General features: G+C 49.4%; 11 protein-coding genes and 2 pseudogenes. 11 read left to right on the forward strand and 2 right to left on the reverse strand.

The window, feature by feature from the left end; translation table 11 throughout:
* The 5 genes from AC07U6_RS03210 to AC07U6_RS03230 all read left to right on the forward strand — a co-directional run.
* On the forward strand, positions 1–1041 hold a 1041-nt coding region (locus tag AC07U6_RS03210), incomplete at its 5' end, for a glycoside hydrolase family 73 protein (protein ID WP_494764785.1).
* A gap of 10 nt (positions 1042–1051) precedes the next feature.
* Complete coding sequence (locus AC07U6_RS03215) at positions 1052–1429, forward strand: hypothetical protein (protein WP_494763305.1); 378 nt, start codon at positions 1052–1054, stop codon at positions 1427–1429.
* Between the two features lie 72 nt (positions 1430–1501).
* Positions 1502–1972 (forward strand): DcrB-related protein, encoded by a 471-nt coding sequence (locus AC07U6_RS03220; protein WP_494763304.1) that lies wholly within the window; start codon positions 1502–1504, stop codon positions 1970–1972.
* A gap of 12 nt (positions 1973–1984) precedes the next feature.
* A complete protein-coding gene (locus tag AC07U6_RS03225) occupies positions 1985–6559 on the forward strand; it encodes an RHS repeat-associated core domain-containing protein (RefSeq protein WP_494763303.1) in 4575 nt (1524 codons plus the stop codon).
* Positions 6560–6567: 8 nt separating this feature from the next.
* Positions 6568–7230, forward strand: a complete 663-nt coding sequence (locus AC07U6_RS03230; RefSeq protein ID WP_494763302.1) for a hypothetical protein — start codon at positions 6568–6570, stop codon at positions 7228–7230.
* Positions 7231–7274: 44 nt separating this feature from the next.
* Here AC07U6_RS03230 and AC07U6_RS03235 read toward each other — a convergent pair whose 3' ends face one another.
* Positions 7275–7622 carry a SymE family type I addiction module toxin gene (locus AC07U6_RS03235; protein WP_494763301.1) on the reverse strand — a complete coding sequence of 116 codons (348 nt, stop codon included), beginning with the start codon at positions 7620–7622 and terminating at the stop codon, positions 7275–7277.
* 110 nt (positions 7623–7732) lie between these two features.
* On the opposite strand from AC07U6_RS03235, the pseudogene AC07U6_RS03240 reads away from it, so the two are divergent.
* Positions 7733–7906 (forward strand): annotated as a pseudogene (locus AC07U6_RS03240) (transposase); the annotation flags it as partial.
* Between the two features lie 6 nt (positions 7907–7912).
* Here the strand turns inward: AC07U6_RS03240 and AC07U6_RS03245 are convergent.
* Positions 7913–8032, reverse strand: a pseudogene (locus AC07U6_RS03245) (Arm DNA-binding domain-containing protein); the annotation flags it as partial.
* A 446-nt stretch (positions 8033–8478) separates the two neighbouring features.
* Between AC07U6_RS03245 and AC07U6_RS03250 the strand changes: the two are divergent.
* From AC07U6_RS03250 to AC07U6_RS03270, 5 genes are all read left to right on the forward strand, one after another.
* Complete coding sequence (locus AC07U6_RS03250; protein WP_494763300.1) at positions 8479–9687, forward strand: PDDEXK-like family protein; 1209 nt, start codon at positions 8479–8481, stop codon at positions 9685–9687.
* Between the two features lie 100 nt (positions 9688–9787).
* Positions 9788–12229, forward strand: a complete 2442-nt coding sequence (gene hsdR / locus AC07U6_RS03255; RefSeq protein WP_494763299.1) for an EcoAI/FtnUII family type I restriction enzme subunit R — start codon at positions 9788–9790, stop codon at positions 12227–12229.
* Positions 12230–12300: 71 nt separating this feature from the next.
* Positions 12301–13773 carry an N-6 DNA methylase gene (locus AC07U6_RS03260; RefSeq protein ID WP_494763298.1) on the forward strand — a complete coding sequence of 491 codons (1473 nt, stop codon included), beginning with the start codon at positions 12301–12303 and terminating at the stop codon, positions 13771–13773.
* Complete coding sequence (locus AC07U6_RS03265) at positions 13773–15539, forward strand: restriction endonuclease subunit S (protein ID WP_494763297.1); 1767 nt, start codon at positions 13773–13775, stop codon at positions 15537–15539. Before AC07U6_RS03260 ends, AC07U6_RS03265 begins: the two co-directional genes overlap by 1 nt.
* Before the next feature lie 10 nt (positions 15540–15549).
* Positions 15550–16665 carry a DUF8606 domain-containing protein gene (locus AC07U6_RS03270; RefSeq protein ID WP_494763296.1) on the forward strand — a complete coding sequence of 372 codons (1116 nt, stop codon included), beginning with the start codon at positions 15550–15552 and terminating at the stop codon, positions 16663–16665.

Consider the following 16665-nt stretch of genomic DNA (forward strand, 5'->3'; position numbering starts at 1 on the left):
AGGACCCACAAAGGAGAAGGCTACAACGAACTGCGGTTTGAAGATGCCAGGGGCAGCGAAGGGCTGTTTCTGCATGCACAGAAGGATATGAGCACGGTTGTCAAAAACGATCAGTCCCTTACCGTTGAGTCAGGTAACCGGACACTCAAGATTCTCGTGGGCAACGAAGCCAAGACGGTGAAGCAGGGTGGTCTGTCAGAAGACATCTGTACGATGCGCAGTACCAGTGCCAACCAGGTACAGGTGAAAGTTAAAGCCGGTAAAAGTGGCCCGGGCACGCAGCTTTATGAAGCTTCAGATGACATTACCCTGAAGGTGGGAGCGGGCGAGATAAAGATGACGACCAGCAGCATAAAAATTACCTTTGGTAGTTCATGCATACAGTTGGATACGGGTGGGGTATATGTTGATGGGGCAGTTGTTCATTTGAATAAAGGCAGTTCTGGTGGTGGTGCTGCGGCGGTGTCTGAAGCCGAAGAGGCAGCTGCCAGTGCGGCAGGTGTTGCAGCAGCAACAACGGGGGCTAGTCCTGCAACTCCTCCGAAATTGCCTACGCAGAAGGCCACTGTCCAACCTCCTGTAAAACAAAGACCTAAACATGTACAAAAATTTATTGACCAAGCCCTTCCTGCCGCTAAGAAAGTACAACAGGACTGGGGCGTACCCGTATCTGTAACTTTGGCTCAGTCTGCTCAAGAGACTGGTTGGGGAAAGCATGTCAAGAATAATGCTTATTTTGGGATAAAAGGGAAATCCCCATCTGGAAATACGGCATCTTTTACTACAAGCGAATATATTGGCGGCAATAAAGTTACTATTACTGATAATTTTAGAGGCTATCAAAATTATCAGGAAGCAGCCGATGATTATGGGCGATTTTTAAACGTAAATAAACGTTACAAATCTGCGTTTGCTCATATGAATGATCCGACTGAATTTGCTAAAGCTATCGGTGGTGCCGGATATGCAACAGATCCCGATTATGGTGATAAACTTGTAAAAATAATCAAATCACAAGGGTTAAATGAATATGATAAGTAAAAGTTTTCTCATGAAGGTTTTAGTGTGTTTCTTTTGTTTTGCTGCTTCATGGCAGTCGCTAGCTGAAGTAGTGAAATCAAAAGAACCCGATGCATCGATAATAGGAAATGAAAAAAGTAATAAGAATAAAGCTATAAGTCTGGTTCGTAATTATGTTGTTAATCATAAAATGACAAAGTTAAAAGATGCTTGTCTGGATTATGACTTTGATGGAGATAGTGATTCAGATAATTTTGTTATTGCTGTTAGAGGAAGTAGTCGCTATAACATGTGTGGCGGAGATCCTAATGTATCGGCCGTTTTGTTTTACTTTAATGTAAATAAAAAAAACTGGCAACTTAGTACTGATGCAGATAGCACAGATGGAACTTTCACTCCGGTTAAATAACGTTTTATATAAAAATTGACTTATGATTTATTTTAAAATTCAGAATTTATGATATTCAAGAGAGAGTAACAAATGATAACACCGGATGAACTGTCCCTCTTCCACTTTAACGAAGGCACTATTGAATTACCCACCGCCTGGCGTGATCTCAGTGTCCTGGTACTCAGTGCAGCCGATAACGACCAGAGCGGCATCAGCTTTACCATTTCCAGAGACGTTATTCCATGGGGCATGTCATTCAGTCAGTTTGCTGAGCGCGAGATAGCCAGCCTGTCAAAACAGCTGAAGGATTATCAGCAAATCAGTCAGGAAAGCGGGGAACAGAACGCACGCGACACGGTGACCTCTGAATTCAGCTGGTCATCACCACAAGGGCCGATTCATCAGTTAATGAGGCTGCTTGATCTCAATCCTGAAGTACTGGTTTTCACTGCCACAATACCCGGAAAGATGACGGATGAACAGCGGCAACAAATCACCACGTTGATGAGCACATTCCGGTTGCGGGAACCGGCCACGCCAGAAAAAACGGCTACAAAGTAACAGGAGCGGACGATGAGTGTTGCACAGGGAGTATGGTCAGGCGCAGGTGCTGCCGGCGGGCGTTCGGCCGTGCGCCAGGAGGCGATGGAGCAGCAGCGTGCGGCAACCCCACCCGATACCCGTGAAGGGAGCGCTGAGTCGTTTAATGAGCAGGCCCTGAATTTTATGGAAAGTGAAGGGGTCAACAATGCGGTGACCGCCGGAATGGGGGCCTATGCGGTTGCAAGCGGTGCCGGGGTACCTTTCGCCGTCGGTCTGGCGGCGGGTTATGTGGGCGCACAGGTGGGCAGCTATCTCGGAGATAAAGCGGGTAACGCCATTGCAGAGTCTCTCGGCTGGGAAAAGGTGGCAACGGAGGGGGATGCGCCGGCGCGCGAAGGGGATTTTATCGCGCACCAGAAGAAAGACCTCGGTACCTGGGGGGCATTAGGCGGAATATTGCTCGGAGCGGTTGCTGCCGTCGCTGTCGGTGCTCTGGTGGTCGCCACCGGGGGTGCTGCGCTGGTTGTTGTTGCAGCAGCCGCCGCCGCCGGAGGGCTGGTCGGTGGCGGAATTGCCGCTGCCGGTGCGGCAATGGGGCAGTATGGTGAGAATAAGGGCACCATTCTCAGGGGCTCCCCTAACGTGTATTTTGAGGGAAAACCGGTGGCCCGCGTTGGCGATCCCATCGTATGCAGTGACCATCCGGGTCCTCCGCCGGTTATCGCCGAAGGAGCGAAAACGGTGTATGCCAACGGTAAACAGATTGCCCGTCTGGGGCACCGCACCACCTGTGACGCCAACATCAACAGCGCTGCGGCAACCATTGCTGAAACCACAGAAACGGCGGAGATTTTCAAAGTTAAAGACAGCCGCAGCTCAGCCCTGCGCTGGGTGACCATCGTGGCCAGCTATCTCCCGATCCCCAGAGGGAAGAAAAAGGGCAGCAAACCCAAAACCTCTTCTGAAGCTGAAGGTTGCAGTAATAACAAATGCACCAAACCCGGTGAACCGGTCGATGCGGCAACGGGGGATTTCCTCCAGGTGTGGCCGGTGATTGCGATTCCGGGCATATTGCCGCTGACGCTGACCCGCCTCTATCGTTCCGGCGCTCACCTGACGGGCAGTTTTGGCGATAAATGGGCAGATGACTGGGCACAGCAGCTTATTGTGGAAGACGCGGTGATTCGTTTTCGAAACCATGAAGGTGTCCTGCTGACCTACGATGCACCGCAGGATGATGATGACGTTCAGGCCATCAACCTGCACGAAGGCCATTATCTGCTCTATGGCCAGCGCAGCGGTGTATTGCATGTTTTTAACCGACAGACTCAGCAGAACCTGAGTTTTGCCGAATCGCAGGGAAAGGTTCGCCGCCTGTCTGCCATCAGCGATCGTTTTGGTAATCAGATCCGTTTTCGCTATTCTGAAGAACGGCAGCTTTCACGCATTGATCATAGCGACGGCTATTCACTGGAACTCCGTTATGAGCAGCAGCAGTTAACCCTGATAGAGCTGGTGACACCCGCTCAGCGCCAGTGGCTGGTAACGTGTCGTTATGCCGAAAGCGGCCTGCTGGCGGAGTGCGATACCTTCCAGTTCACCCACCTTTATCATGAATATAACGCGGCCGGTTACATGACCCGCTGGCATGATACGGATAAGACTGACGCTTATATTCTTTATGACCGGTCTGGCCGGGTGCTGTCCACACGTACCGCGAGCGGGCATTATCAGGACCGTTTCTTCTATGATGATGCCGCCCGCTGCACCACCTATCAGGATGCGGAAGGAGGACGCACCCGTTTCTGGTATAACAGTGACGGTCAGGTGACCCGTGAAACTGACCCGCTGGGGCGCGAGCGCCTGACGGAATGGGAATTCAGCAACAAACTTTCTGAAACCGATGCCCTGGGGCGCAGGGTGGTCTTTCAGCGCAATCAGTTCGGTGAACTGGAAGAGATCACCGCCCCTACCGGAGAAACATACCGCTATAAATACAACGGTTTTGGGCAGGTCACTGAAAGCACGTTGCCGGATGGCAAAGGCTGGCAGTTTATTTACGGTGAACAGGGACAGCTTTGTCATGCTGTTGACCCACAGGGGTTACGGCAGGAATACCGTTATGGCGAACAGGGCGAACTGGTACGCCAGATCCTGCCTGACGGGGCAGAGTGGCGCTATCGTTATAACACTCAGCACCAGGTCTGTGAGGTTATTGCCCCCGACGGTGGCGTGACGCTGCTCAGCCAGGACATCTTTGGCCGGTTGCAGGAAACCCGGGATGCGCTGGGGCACACGACCCGCTATGTTTACAGCCCGCAGCATGCCAGCCCGGAGGGCAGCATCAGCCGGGTTTATCTGCCTGATGGTGCTGAACAGGCTGTCACCTATGACAGTGAAAAACGCATCGCGGCGGTGACGGATGGCGCAGGAAAAACCACCCGTTACGAATACGGTGGTTTTGACTTACTGACCGGTCTGGTGCGCCCTGACGGGCAGCGGTTAACCTTTCACTATGACAGGCTGACCCGCCTCACTGGCGTCACCAGTGCACTGGGTGAAACTTATCGCTATACGCGTGATTTAGCCGGGCAGGTCATTGCGGAAACCGATTTTACCGGGCGAACCATTCAGTATCAGTATGATGCCGCGGGGCGGCGCATCCGGGCGCGTTATCCCGATGAACGTGTTGTCTGCTGGCAGTATTCGCCACGCGATCAGGTCGTGGCGCAACAGACCTGGCGCTGTGGTGAAGTGAGTTCCACCCTGGTTGCCACGGTGAGTTACAGCTACGACGACCAGGGGCGCTTACTGAAAGCTGAAAATGCAGAAGCCGTTGTTGAGTTTGATTATGATGAGGCCGGGCGGCTGATAGCCGAACGGCTGAACGGCCGGGAAATCAGGCATCAGTGGGACAGGCTGAACGGCACGCCCCGTGCGCGGCAGGTCGGCGAACTGGGGCTTGAGTTTGACTACGGTCTTCAGGGCGAACTGACGCAGTTAACGCTTGCGGGCCATCAGCCATTACATTTCCGGTACGACAGGCTGGGCCGTGAAACCGTGCGTGAAAGTGGCGCGGGATTTATTCAGGCCTGTAACTATACCGCGACGGGGCTGCTGGCGAATCAGGCGGCAGGCCGTAACTCAGCCCTGTTCCGGCAGCAGCTGATGGCCCCGGAAAGCGCAGTGGCACCGGCCTTGCATGGCAGCGCCGTCAGCCGCAGCTGGCAGTATGACCGGGCCTGTAACGTGGTGGGTATTGATGATGGTCGCTGGGGCAGGACAGAGTACCAATACGACCTGAATGACCAGATAGTACGTGCGAATTTCGGCGGTTTCCTGCCGCTGCAGGAGCAGTTCAGCTACGACGCCAGTCAGAACCTGACATTGCATGCCCACCTGCCTCGTGGGGCAGAAGCCGCCGTGCAGCAAGCGGCACAACAGCAACAGGCGGGGCGGGTGGTATCCCGGGGGAATAGCCAATACCGTTATGACACAGCCGGAAGACTGACTGAAAAACGTGAAGTGAAGGAAGGTTTCCGGCCACAGGTATGGCGTTACCGCTGGAACGGGCAGGACCAGCTGACAGAGTTAATGACGCCGAAAGGAGAACGCTGGCGCTATGACTATGATGCCTTCGGGCGGCGCATCCGTAAGCGGCGTATTATCGACTCCCCGGCACAGACCTCCGGCCCGGATGAGCAGCCTCTGTCATCTGCCCGGCGCGTCCTGTCCGGTTACGAGTACCTGTGGAGCGGTGACCAGCTGATTGAAGAGGCGCCGGTTTATGCGGACGGGACGGTGGGCGGAGAGGACAGGGTCCACTGGCTGTATGCCCCCGGTTCATTAACCCCGGTAGCCCGTTATGAAAAGGGCAGACTGCATTATGTGGTGGCAGACCATCTGGGCACCCCCCGTGAGTTACTTAATGAACAGGGGAAAGTGGTGTGGGCGAACCGGCTAACCACATGGGGGAAAGCCGAGTACTGGGGGCAAGCAGCCAATGACGAAGACAAGGTCAGCTGTAATCTGCGGTTTGCAGGCCAGTATGCCGATGAGGAATCCGGGTTGCATTACAACCGTTTTCGTTATTATGATACGGACACCGGGCAGTATTTATGCCCGGACCCGATAGGGCTGGCGGGGGGATTAAATCCGTACGGGTATGTACCAAATCCATTAACATGGATCGATCCGCTTGGATTAGCAAAATGTCCTGCTTATAAACTCTCCGATAGAGACTTTGTACAAAAAATTGCGGAAAAGGCTGAACGGTGGGGAGTGAAGAATGGTCATGGGGCTGCGGGAACAGGGCCGGTGCAAGGATCAAAGAAACATAAATATGCTGATGATTTAATGCAGCGGTATCAGAGAATGACAGGGAAGAAAACCCACTTAGTAACTGAACAGTCTTATTTAAATGGGGTGCCGGTTTCGAGAGGTACAGCAGGAAGTGCAAGACCTGATGTTTACAATCCCAATACAGGTGAAGTATTTGATTATAAATTTACTAAAAATCCTAATAGTCCAATAGGTCAGCGTCAACAAACGCACAATACTAATAATTTACCCGTTACCTCAACACAGGTAGCAATACACCCTTGAGATATATTATGAAACCCATGAAAGCCACTGAAAAAAAGAAAATAACTCAAGATTGGAAGGATGTATTGGGCGACTATGAAATATATAAGCCCATGCATTTAATTAAGAGAAATGGACCTGTTCTATCAGGTGTTTATTTAAAACCGGTTTATAGTGGTGAACATTATGTCCCTGTCTTTCATACGCATTCACTAATGAGTTCATTTCCTACGATTTCATTGAGTGCGGCAACCACACTATTGAATCGGAAAGGAGCTAATGAATCAATTAGTTTTTTAAGGCATACTCAAGAATTACAAGGCATTGTCTCTGAATTTAAAAAACAAAGTCCTTATGCGTTTATTGATAAGCTAACTTGTTCCATGCTTGGTTTTATATATGGTCAGGATGTTGACACATCTTCAATATATCCTGTAAATGTTATGAAAGATGATATATTGATATTAAAATGGTGTGGAAAAGAAAGTTTAGTTGAAGATAAAATAACCAAATATAAGGGAGTAATAAGCCAGTGGCCAGAAGGAGCTAAGCGCCGTTTTAATGGTGAGGATGGTTGGGAGAGTGATGTTAGACTTCAAATGGATATTGAGAAACTTAAGAATACAGTAAATGAAGAGTTAGTTAAATTTAAACTCATCAACTTTACAGATCATGGGTTAACATGCGATTGATAAAAGGCCGGAAAAACTATTCGGCCTTTTATCTGCTGTTATGCCTACACACTACCTTGCTGTAACCGAGTCACCACCTTACCGGGCATTACGCTGATCGCCAGTGGTTGCCCGGTAAGGCCGCACTGCGTCAACCAGTCCCCCGCCAGATACAGCTCGCCGTTATCCCGTATCCAGTTCATGCCGATATGCGGGTGAGTATCCACCTCCAATAATAACCGCTCAATCTCTCCCTCATCAGAAACTAGCGTTATTATCAGCCTATCGTTATACGGTTCTATCTTAAATACCGCTCCCGCCATAAACTCTGCTTTAATAATATCCCTGCTGTCGATATTCAGCTCAGGAATAAATCCACCTGTAGTTGCCTGTATAATATGAGTTCCGTTCATACATTCCCCTCTGCCTGAATAATCAATCTTCCTTGTTTGTAGTGGCACAGTAAATTTGGCCACCTGAATAGAGGTGATATCATCACCTCACAGTCAAAACAGGGGACATTATGACCGGACGTAACAGATGCAATTTTAGCCCCGAGTTTCGCCTCGAAGCTGCCCAGCTTGTACTCGATCAGCATTACACCGTTGCCGCCGCTGCTACGGTAATGAACGTCGGCAAATCCACAATGGACAAATGGGTTCGACAACTGAAAGAAGAGCGAGCGGGAAAATCACCCAGTGTGGATTTGACCATATACCCCAAAGGAGATCATCTTTGCCTTACCAGCAAAGCGGTAACGGAAGCGCCAGCCCTTGGTGCCAGAGGGATCGATAAGAAGCGAAAGACCATTGCCATCATTCAACGTATAGGGCTTGTCTTGGGGCTTAGAGCGGCGGAGCTGTACGTCTGTGAGTAGATGTGTATAACCTAAACTTCGAACCTGGAGTTATACACAAACATACGTAGATTCCAGTAAACATCCTTGGATGTCATTAGACGCGGGATAAGCTAATGTATTTGTTTTTAATGAATTTTATGGACATTCTGGGATGTTCTGAGACGTGCTAATGGTGTCCCTGCAGGAATCGTATAACTGTCTAATTTTATGATATTGATGGTTTTATTTTTATCGTAAATGTCTGGTACCAGCAAAAATACCATCAAGGGCCGTCCGAATGATGATTCTGGGCAAAGTAGGAATGTAATCCGGGAATGGCAAGGCATCATATGGCCGACACTATGCTGTATGAGGCATTGAGCTGTTAATATAGCCGTCCCGAGCATGAAAGCTGCGTGTGATGGAGTGATATGACTAGTAATCATTGGCTGGACCAAATGACAGAGTGGCTCAACGAAGCCCGACAGACGCACCAAAATCGCAACAAAAAAGATGCTGTTGAGTTTAATGTCTTTCGGTATATCACTGCTGACGAAAATGGTCTTTCACGCATCCTGGCTGACTTGCTCGACGTGCGCGGTGTTCATGGTCAGCAAGCTCTCTTTCTCAGCACCTTTCTGGATTTGATTGGGAAAAGCTTATGGAATGCAACATCTTGTCGGTTTGTTGAGTGTGAACAGCAGACTGATGCCCTGGGGACTAAACGTCGAATTGATATCGTCGTACAAGGGGGTCGATGGACACTTGGTATAGAGAACAAACCCAGTGCCGCCGATCAACCCAATCAGGTTTTGGACTATCTTCACGAGCTAAGGAAGCGCCGCAGCGTACTAAACGAAACGCTGCTGATTTACCTGACACCCGAAGGGAGCAGACCAAGTCTGTTTAGTATTGATGAGCACCAATGTGATGCTGCGCTTCAGTCAGGTGAACTTGTCCTCCTGTCGTATCAAAGGCTCGTCGTTTGGCTTGAAGGGCTGTGCAAAAATGATGATATTCCTTACCGCTTGCGAGTCTTTCTATTCGATTTGCAGCGTTTTATTTCGGTGAATGTGCTGAATTGTAGGGAGGGGAAGGTTGTGGATGTTTTGCTAGACAAGATCTTTACTGACGAATCAACGCTGGATACCACGTTAAGTCTACTAAGCCTGCAAAATAGCATTTATCAAACCCTGACTAAAAAAGCGACTTCGGCTTTGATACCACCAGCAGGCTGGGAGGTATGTCGAAAATTATATCCAGATTACGGGATTGGATTGCGGCCACCTGAGGCCATTGGTTGGCACTACTGTATCGAACCTGCCAAAGGGAGTTATCAGGATTGGAGTTACGGTATCAAGCTGGATGATGCTTCGAATGCTACCGAATCAGCTTTGCTGGCAGCACAACAGCTCAAAATAGATTTCCCTACAGGGGCGAAAGCGAGTGCCTGGTGGCCATGGTGGCGCAGCTTTAATGGATATTTGTCGCATGACCTTGACCCCATTGAATACAGGGATTGGCTCTCGAGTAATCGTGCATGGCTTGAAATGAACAATGGTGAGTTCTCCAGGCGCTGTGTCGATTTGTTTGTTCGGTTACATGAGTCGGTTAGTAGTAGAAGTGGTTCTAACGAATAATGGTTTTCCAGTCGTTGCCCAAAACCTCGTTTCAGGTCATTACGTAACGCACTAATCTGTGTAAAATCAGAGCTAACCCAATATCGTGGAGTACTCTGCTATGGCTGGCGTAAACAAGGCTCATTTAACTGAAACGGACATCATTACCAAATTCATCCTGCCAGCGGTTAAAGATGCTGGCTGGGACATGATGTCGCAGGTCCGTCAAGAAGTGAAACTCCGCGATGGTAAGATTGTGGTTCGTGGCAAACTGGCCTCGCGTATCAAAGTTAAGTCTGCTGACATTGTGCTCTACCACAAGCCGAATTTGCCGCTGGCGGTGATAGAAGCCAAAGCCAATCAGCACGCCATCAGCAAAGGGATGCAGCAAGGTCTGGACTACGCCAGCCTGCTTGATGTTCCCTTTGTGTTTGCGACCAATGGCGACGGTTTTGTTTTCCATGATAAAACCAACCTGCAGCAGCTTGAATCAGAAATCACTCTCAGTGATTTTCCAACCCCTGAACAGCTCTGGCAAAAATACTGTGTCTGGAAAGGGTTTACTCAGGAACAGCTGCCCGTCATCAGCCAGGACTACTACGATGATGCCAGCGGGAAATCCCCTCGTTACTATCAGATGCAGGCGATAAACCGAACGGTAGATGCTGTATCAGCAGGGAAGAACCGCATTCTGCTGGTAATGGCTACCGGGACAGGGAAAACCTACACCGCATTCCAGATAATCTGGCGGCTGTGGAAAGCGAAAAACAAAAAACGCATTCTGTTCCTTGCTGACCGAAATATTCTGGTCGATCAGACCAAACGCAATGACTTCAAGCCATTTGGCTCTGCGATGACCAAAGTTACGGGGCGTACCGTTGACCCCGCTTATGAAGTGCATCTGGCGCTATACCAGGCGATCACCGGGCCAGAAGAACATCAAAAAGCCTATAAGCAGGTTGCACCGGATTTCTTTGACCTGATTGTCATCGACGAATGTCATCGTGGCAGTGCCTCTGAAAATTCTGCCTGGCGGGAGATCCTGGAATATTTTGGCAGCGCCACTCAGATCGGCCTGACGGCAACGCCGAAAGAAACTGAAGAAGTCTCCAGCACCGATTACTTTGGTGAACCGGTTTATACCTATTCTCTGAAAGAAGGCATTGAAGATGGCTTCCTGGCACCGTACAAAGTGGTGCGCGTCGATATCGACGTTGATGTGCAGGGCTGGCGACCGGTTAAGGGTCAGTTAGATAAATACGGCGAAGAGATTGAAGACCGAATCTACAACCTGAAAGATTTTGACCGCACGATGGTGATTGATGAACGTACCATGCTGGTGGCGCAAACTATCACCGATTATTTGAAACGCACCAACCCGATGGATAAAACCATCGTCTTCTGCAACGACATCGATCACGCAGCCCGTATGCGTCAGGCCCTGGTGGTACTCAACCCCGAACAGGTGCTGAAGAACGAAAAGTACGTGATGAAAATCACCGGTGATGACGATATCGGCAAGGCGCAGCTGGATAACTTCATTGACCCCAAAAAAGCCTACCCGGTTATTGCGACTACCTCTGAACTGATGAGCACCGGCGTCGACGCGCAAACCTGTAAGCTGGTGGTGTTAGACCAGAACATTCAGTCAATGACTAAATTCAAACAAATCATCGGGCGCGGCACGCGTATCAACGAAAAACACGGCAAGCTGTGGTTCACCATCCTCGACTTCAAAAAAGCGACTGAGCTGTTTGCCGACCCACGTTTTGACGGCTTGCCAGAAAAAGTGCTGGTGGTAAAACCTGACGACATTTCGGACCCGGCGTCTGATTTTAATGACCAACTCGATGCGGAAGATAGCGCGGATGGTGATGATAACGTCGTCAATGAAGCGAGGGAAGAAGGCGCGGAATACAAAGTTAATCGTGACCCGCTAAATGGAAACGGTGAATTCCATGACGATAACGAAAACAAAGTCCGCAAATTCTATGTGAACGGCGTGGATGTGAAAGTGCTGGCTAAGCGCGTTCAGTACTACGATGCCGACGGCAAACTGGTGACTGAATCCTTCCAGGATTACACCCGCAAAACGATGCTCAAAGACAGCGAATACGCCTCTCTGGATAACTTCGTGCGCAAATGGCGAGAAGCTCCCCGCAAGCAGGTCATCATTGAAGAGTTGGAGCAACTCGGCATTCTGTGGGATGTGCTGGCCGAAGAAGTCGGAAAAGATCTCGATCCGTTTGATCTGCTCTGCCACGTAGTGTACGGTCAGCCGCCGCTGACGCGCCATGAGCGTGCCGCCAACGTGCGTAAGCGTAATTACTTCACCAAATATGCGGAACCCGCGCAGCAGGTGCTGAACACGTTGCTGGATAAATATGCCGATGAAGGCGTGCGGGAAATCGAAGACGTGCAGGTGTTGAAGCTGAAACCCTTTGACTCACTGGGACGTCCGATTGAAATCATCAAAACCCGCTTTGGTGACAAGCAGGCCTATGAGCAGGCAGTGAATGAACTGGAAAACGAAATCTACCAGTTACCTTCACGCTTCGCCTGATACAGCATAAATTTATTGCCACTGGTCGCGTTTGCTGCCGGTGGCATCCTTTTTAAGAATGGAATAACAACATGTCGATTAGCTCAGTCATTAAATCCCTTCAGGACATTATGCGTAAAGACGCCGGCGTGGACGGCGATGCCCAGCGTCTGGGGCAGCTTTCATGGCTGCTGTTTTTGAAGATTTTTGATACCCAGGAAGAAGAGCTGGAACTGGAGCAGGATGACTACCAGTTCCCGATCCCACAACGCTACTTATGGCGTAGCTGGGCGGCAAACAGCGAAGGCATCACCGGTGATGCGTTGCTGGAATTTGTGAATGACGATCTGTTCCCAACGCTGAAAAACCTCACCGCGCCGATCGATAAGAACCCGCGTGGGTTTGTGGTCAAACAGGCGTTTAGCGATGCCTACAACTACATGAAAAACGGTACGCTGCTGCGCCAGGTGATCAACAAGCTCAATGAAATCGACTTCAGCAGCAGTCAGGAGCGCCATCTGTTTGGTGATATTTACGAACAGATCCTGCGCGACCTGCAAAGCGCCGGTAATGCGGGCGAATTCTATACCCCGCGTGCCGTGACGCGCTTTATGGTCAACCGTATTGACCCGAAACTGGGCGAGTCGATCATGGACCCGGCGTGCGGCACCGGCGGCTTCCTCGCCTGTGCGTTTGATCATGTGAAAGAGCATTACGTCAACACCACTGAAGACCACAAAACCCTACAAAAGCAGATCTATGGCGTCGAGAAAAAGCAGCTTCCGCATCTGCTGTGTACCACCAATATGCTGCTGCACGGCATTGAAGTGCCGGTGCAAATCCGCCACGACAACACGCTCAACAAGCCGCTTTCCTCGTGGGATGAGCAGGTTGATGTGATTGTTACCAACCCACCGTTTGGCGGCACAGAAGAAGACGGCATTGAGAAAAACTTCCCGGCAGAGATGCAGACTCGTGAAACCGCTGACTTGTTCCTGCAACTGATTATCGAAGTGCTGGCAGACAAAGGCCGCGCGGCGGTGGTGTTACCGGACGGTACGCTGTTTGGTGAAGGTGTAAAAACTAAAATCAAAAAGCTGCTCACCGAAGAATGCAACCTGCACACCATCGTGCGGTTACCGAACGGCGTGTTTAATCCCTATACCGGTATCAAAACCAACATTCTGTTCTTCACCAAAGGCCAGCCAACTAAAGAGGTGTGGTTCTACGAGCACCCGTACCCGGATGGGGTGAAGAACTACAGCAAAACCAAACCGATGAAGTTTGAAGAGTTTCAGGCGGAAATCGACTGGTGGGGTAACGAAGCCGACGGTTTTGCCAGCCGTGAAGAGAACAATCAGGCGTGGAAAGTCAGCATCAAAGACATCATCACCCGTAACTTCAACCTTGATATTAAGAACCCGTACCAGGGTGAAACCATCAGCCACGATCCGGATGAGCTGCTGGCACAGTACCAGAAACAGCAGGCGGAAATCAGCGAGCTGCGTAACCAGCTACGCGATATTCTTGGTGCCGCGCTGGCAGGTAATAAGGGAGCGAACTGATGACCGTTGAGAAACTGATCACCGACCATATCGATATTTGGTCTTCTGCAGTGCAAACCCGCTCCACTGCCGGGCGGGGTAGTAACGGTAAAATCGACCTCTACGGCATTAAGAAACTGCGCGAGCTGATTCTGGAACTGGCGGTACGCGGCAAACTGGTGCCACAGGACCCGAATGATGAACCGGCGTCTGAGTTACTGAAGCGTATTGCCGCTGAGAAAGCGGAGCTGGTGAAGCAGGGGAAGATTAAAAAGCAGAAGCCGCTGCCGGAAATTAGTGAAGAGGAGAAGCCTTTTGAGTTGCCGGTGGGGTGGAAGTGGGTAAGGCTTGGAGAGCTTTCTGATGCAGTTACAGGTAATGCTTTCAAGACATCAGAATATACAGATGCAGGTGTTTTTGTTTTACGTGTTACAAATATTAACCCAGATGGGACAATAAATTTAGCAGATAAAAAATTCATCCCAAAGAAACTAGCGGTAACTAAATACGAAAATTTCTCTCTAGAACAAGGAGATATACTTCTCGTTATGGTAGGAGGGAGTTTAGGTAAAATAGGTATTGTTGATCATGAATGCTTACCAGCCCTGTTGAATCAAAATATGTGGAAAATGGTTAAGACCGAGAGTCTTTACCATGATTTTTTTATCTATGGTTTGAAATTTATAAATACAAATCAGCTAAATGTTACACACTCAACCCATGGGCATCTCGCGCAAGGTGATTATCTTTCTAAATGTTTTCCGTTAGCGCCGGCCAATGAACAAAATAAAATCGTAGAGAAGGTTATTAGTTTAATGTCCCTCTGCGACCAACTGGAACAGCAATCCCTGACCAGTTTAGAAGCGCATCAGCAACTGGTTGAAACGCTTTTGGCGATGCTGACCGATAGCCAAAATGCCGAAGAACTCACCGAAAACTGGGCGCGAATCAGCCAGTATTTCGACACACTGTTTACCACCGAAGCGAGTATCGACACGCTTAAGCAAACCATTCTGCAACTGGCGGTAATGGGTAAACTTGTGCCACAAGATCCAAACGACGAACCGGCTTCTGAACTGCTTAAACGTATTGAGCAGGAAAAAGCACAACTGGTGAAAGAAGGTAAAATTAAAAAACAAAAACCGTTGCCACCAATTAGTGATGATGAGAAACCGTTTGAATTACCGCAGGGATGGGAGTGGATTCGGTTCGGGGATATTTTAGAAGAGTTAAAGTATGGAACTTCTCAGAAATGTGATTATTTAACTAATGGGTATCCTGTACTGAGAATTCCCAATGTGGTTGGGGGCGAAATTTCTTTAGAAGATATGAAATTTGGAAAGCTATCAGAGCATGAAGTGAAGGAGTTGTCTTTAGAAAAGGATGATTTAATTTTTATTCGCTCTAATGGAAGTCTTAGTATTGTTGGTCAATGTACTTTACTACGACGAGATTTAATTAACTATGCTTATGCTGGCTATTTAATTCGAGCAAGAATGCACAATAACTTTGTGTGTGCTGAATTTATATCATTAATGATGAAAGCTGTTTTTATTCGCGATCAAATCGAGAAACCGATCAGAACAACTACGGGTGTTAAGAATATTAATTCATCTGAATTGTCAAATTTAAAACTAGCCTTTCCACCTTTATCAATGCAGAAGGTAATAGTAGAAAAAAGTAGTCTTCTTTTGAGTTTCTGCGAATCTCTCAAATCCCGCCTCCAATCCGCCCAGCAAACCCAACTCCACCTGGCGGATGCGCTCACAGACGCAGCATTAAACTAAGGAACAGACGATGCCAGTTCATCATGCTATCTGGCGGGTTGGAGAGAATCCTCAACCGCTGGCCATCAGCAAACTCGCCAGCGAGCAACTGCTGGAGAAGATGATTTTAAACGATCCTACCATTCTCTCCGACCAGTGGATGATTATCGGGCATCAGGAAAATACCCTCGATAAAGGGCGTATCGATCTGCTGGCGATTGCGCCGGATGCCTCGCTCATCCTGATTGAGCTTAAACGCGACCGTACGCCGCGTGAAGTGGTTGCCCAGGCGCTGGATTACGCCTCCTGGGTGGATGACTTAACCGCCGATCGATTGTCGCAGATTTACGAAAAATTCTCTGGTGGCGGAAATCTGGGGGAAGCATTTAAGCAGCGCTTTAATGCTGAATTGGAAGAAGAGTCGCTCAACCAGTCGCATCAAATCATTATCGTGGCGGCGGAGCTGGATCCCTCCACCGAACGTATCGTCGACTACTTGAGTAAGAATGGTATCTCAATTAACGTGCTGTTCTTCAAAGTGTTCCAGCATGGTGACGAACAGTTCCTGAGCCGCGCCTGGCTTATCGATCCGAGCGAAACGCAAACCAATGCTGCTCAGGCTACGGCCACCAGTGCTAATGCAAAAGAACCCTGGAACGGTGAGTTTTACGTTTCGTTTGGCGATCCGCAAAGCCGAGTCTGGGAAGAAGCTCGTCGCTACGGGTTTATCAGCGCGGGTGGTGGAAGCTGGTATAGCCAGACCTTAAAACAGCTTCAGCCGGGCGACCGCGTCTGGGTCAACATTCCTAAAACAGGTTATGTGGGCGTAGGGCTGGTACAGAGTGCCGTTGAACCGGCCAGCAGTTTTATGGTTAACACTGACGATGGTGAAAAACTCGCAATGGACGTGCTCAAGTTTGGCGCCTGGTATCGCGACAACGGCGATGATCCCGATAAATCAGAATATTTTGTCTCTGTTAAATGGCTTGAAACCCGCAGCGAACAAGAGGCAGTGAGCGAGGTCGGCTTCTTCGGTAATCAGAACACGGTGTGTAGGCCAACGGCCCCGAGATGGCGTCATACTATTGAGAAGTTGAAGCGTTACTTCCCAAACTGGAATACGGAACGGCCTGAACAAGAAGGGTAA

The sequence above is a fragment of the Erwinia sp. GW821-FHT03D09 genome (genome assembly GCF_059420805.1).

What these genes read in the sequence shown, in the direction of transcription:
- AC07U6_RS03260 (WP_494763298.1), top strand. Translation starts at nt 12,301, where the DNA reads ATGTCGATTAGCTCAGTCATTAAATCCCTTCAGGACATTATGCGTAAA.
- AC07U6_RS03215 (WP_494763305.1), top strand. Translation starts at nt 1,052, where the DNA reads ATGAAGGTTTTAGTGTGTTTCTTTTGTTTTGCTGCTTCATGGCAGTCG.
- AC07U6_RS03220 (WP_494763304.1), top strand. Translation starts at nt 1,502, where the DNA reads ATGATAACACCGGATGAACTGTCCCTCTTCCACTTTAACGAAGGCACT.
- AC07U6_RS03235 (WP_494763301.1), bottom strand. Translation starts at nt 7,622, where the DNA reads ATGAACGGAACTCATATTATACAGGCAACTACAGGTGGATTTATTCCT.
- AC07U6_RS03265 (WP_494763297.1), top strand. Translation starts at nt 13,773, where the DNA reads ATGACCGTTGAGAAACTGATCACCGACCATATCGATATTTGGTCTTCT.
- AC07U6_RS03270 (WP_494763296.1), top strand. Translation starts at nt 15,550, where the DNA reads ATGCCAGTTCATCATGCTATCTGGCGGGTTGGAGAGAATCCTCAACCG.
- AC07U6_RS03230 (WP_494763302.1), top strand. Translation starts at nt 6,568, where the DNA reads ATGAAACCCATGAAAGCCACTGAAAAAAAGAAAATAACTCAAGATTGG.
- AC07U6_RS03250 (WP_494763300.1), top strand. Translation starts at nt 8,479, where the DNA reads ATGACTAGTAATCATTGGCTGGACCAAATGACAGAGTGGCTCAACGAA.
- AC07U6_RS03225 (WP_494763303.1), top strand. Translation starts at nt 1,985, where the DNA reads ATGAGTGTTGCACAGGGAGTATGGTCAGGCGCAGGTGCTGCCGGCGGG.
- hsdR (WP_494763299.1), top strand. Translation starts at nt 9,788, where the DNA reads ATGGCTGGCGTAAACAAGGCTCATTTAACTGAAACGGACATCATTACC.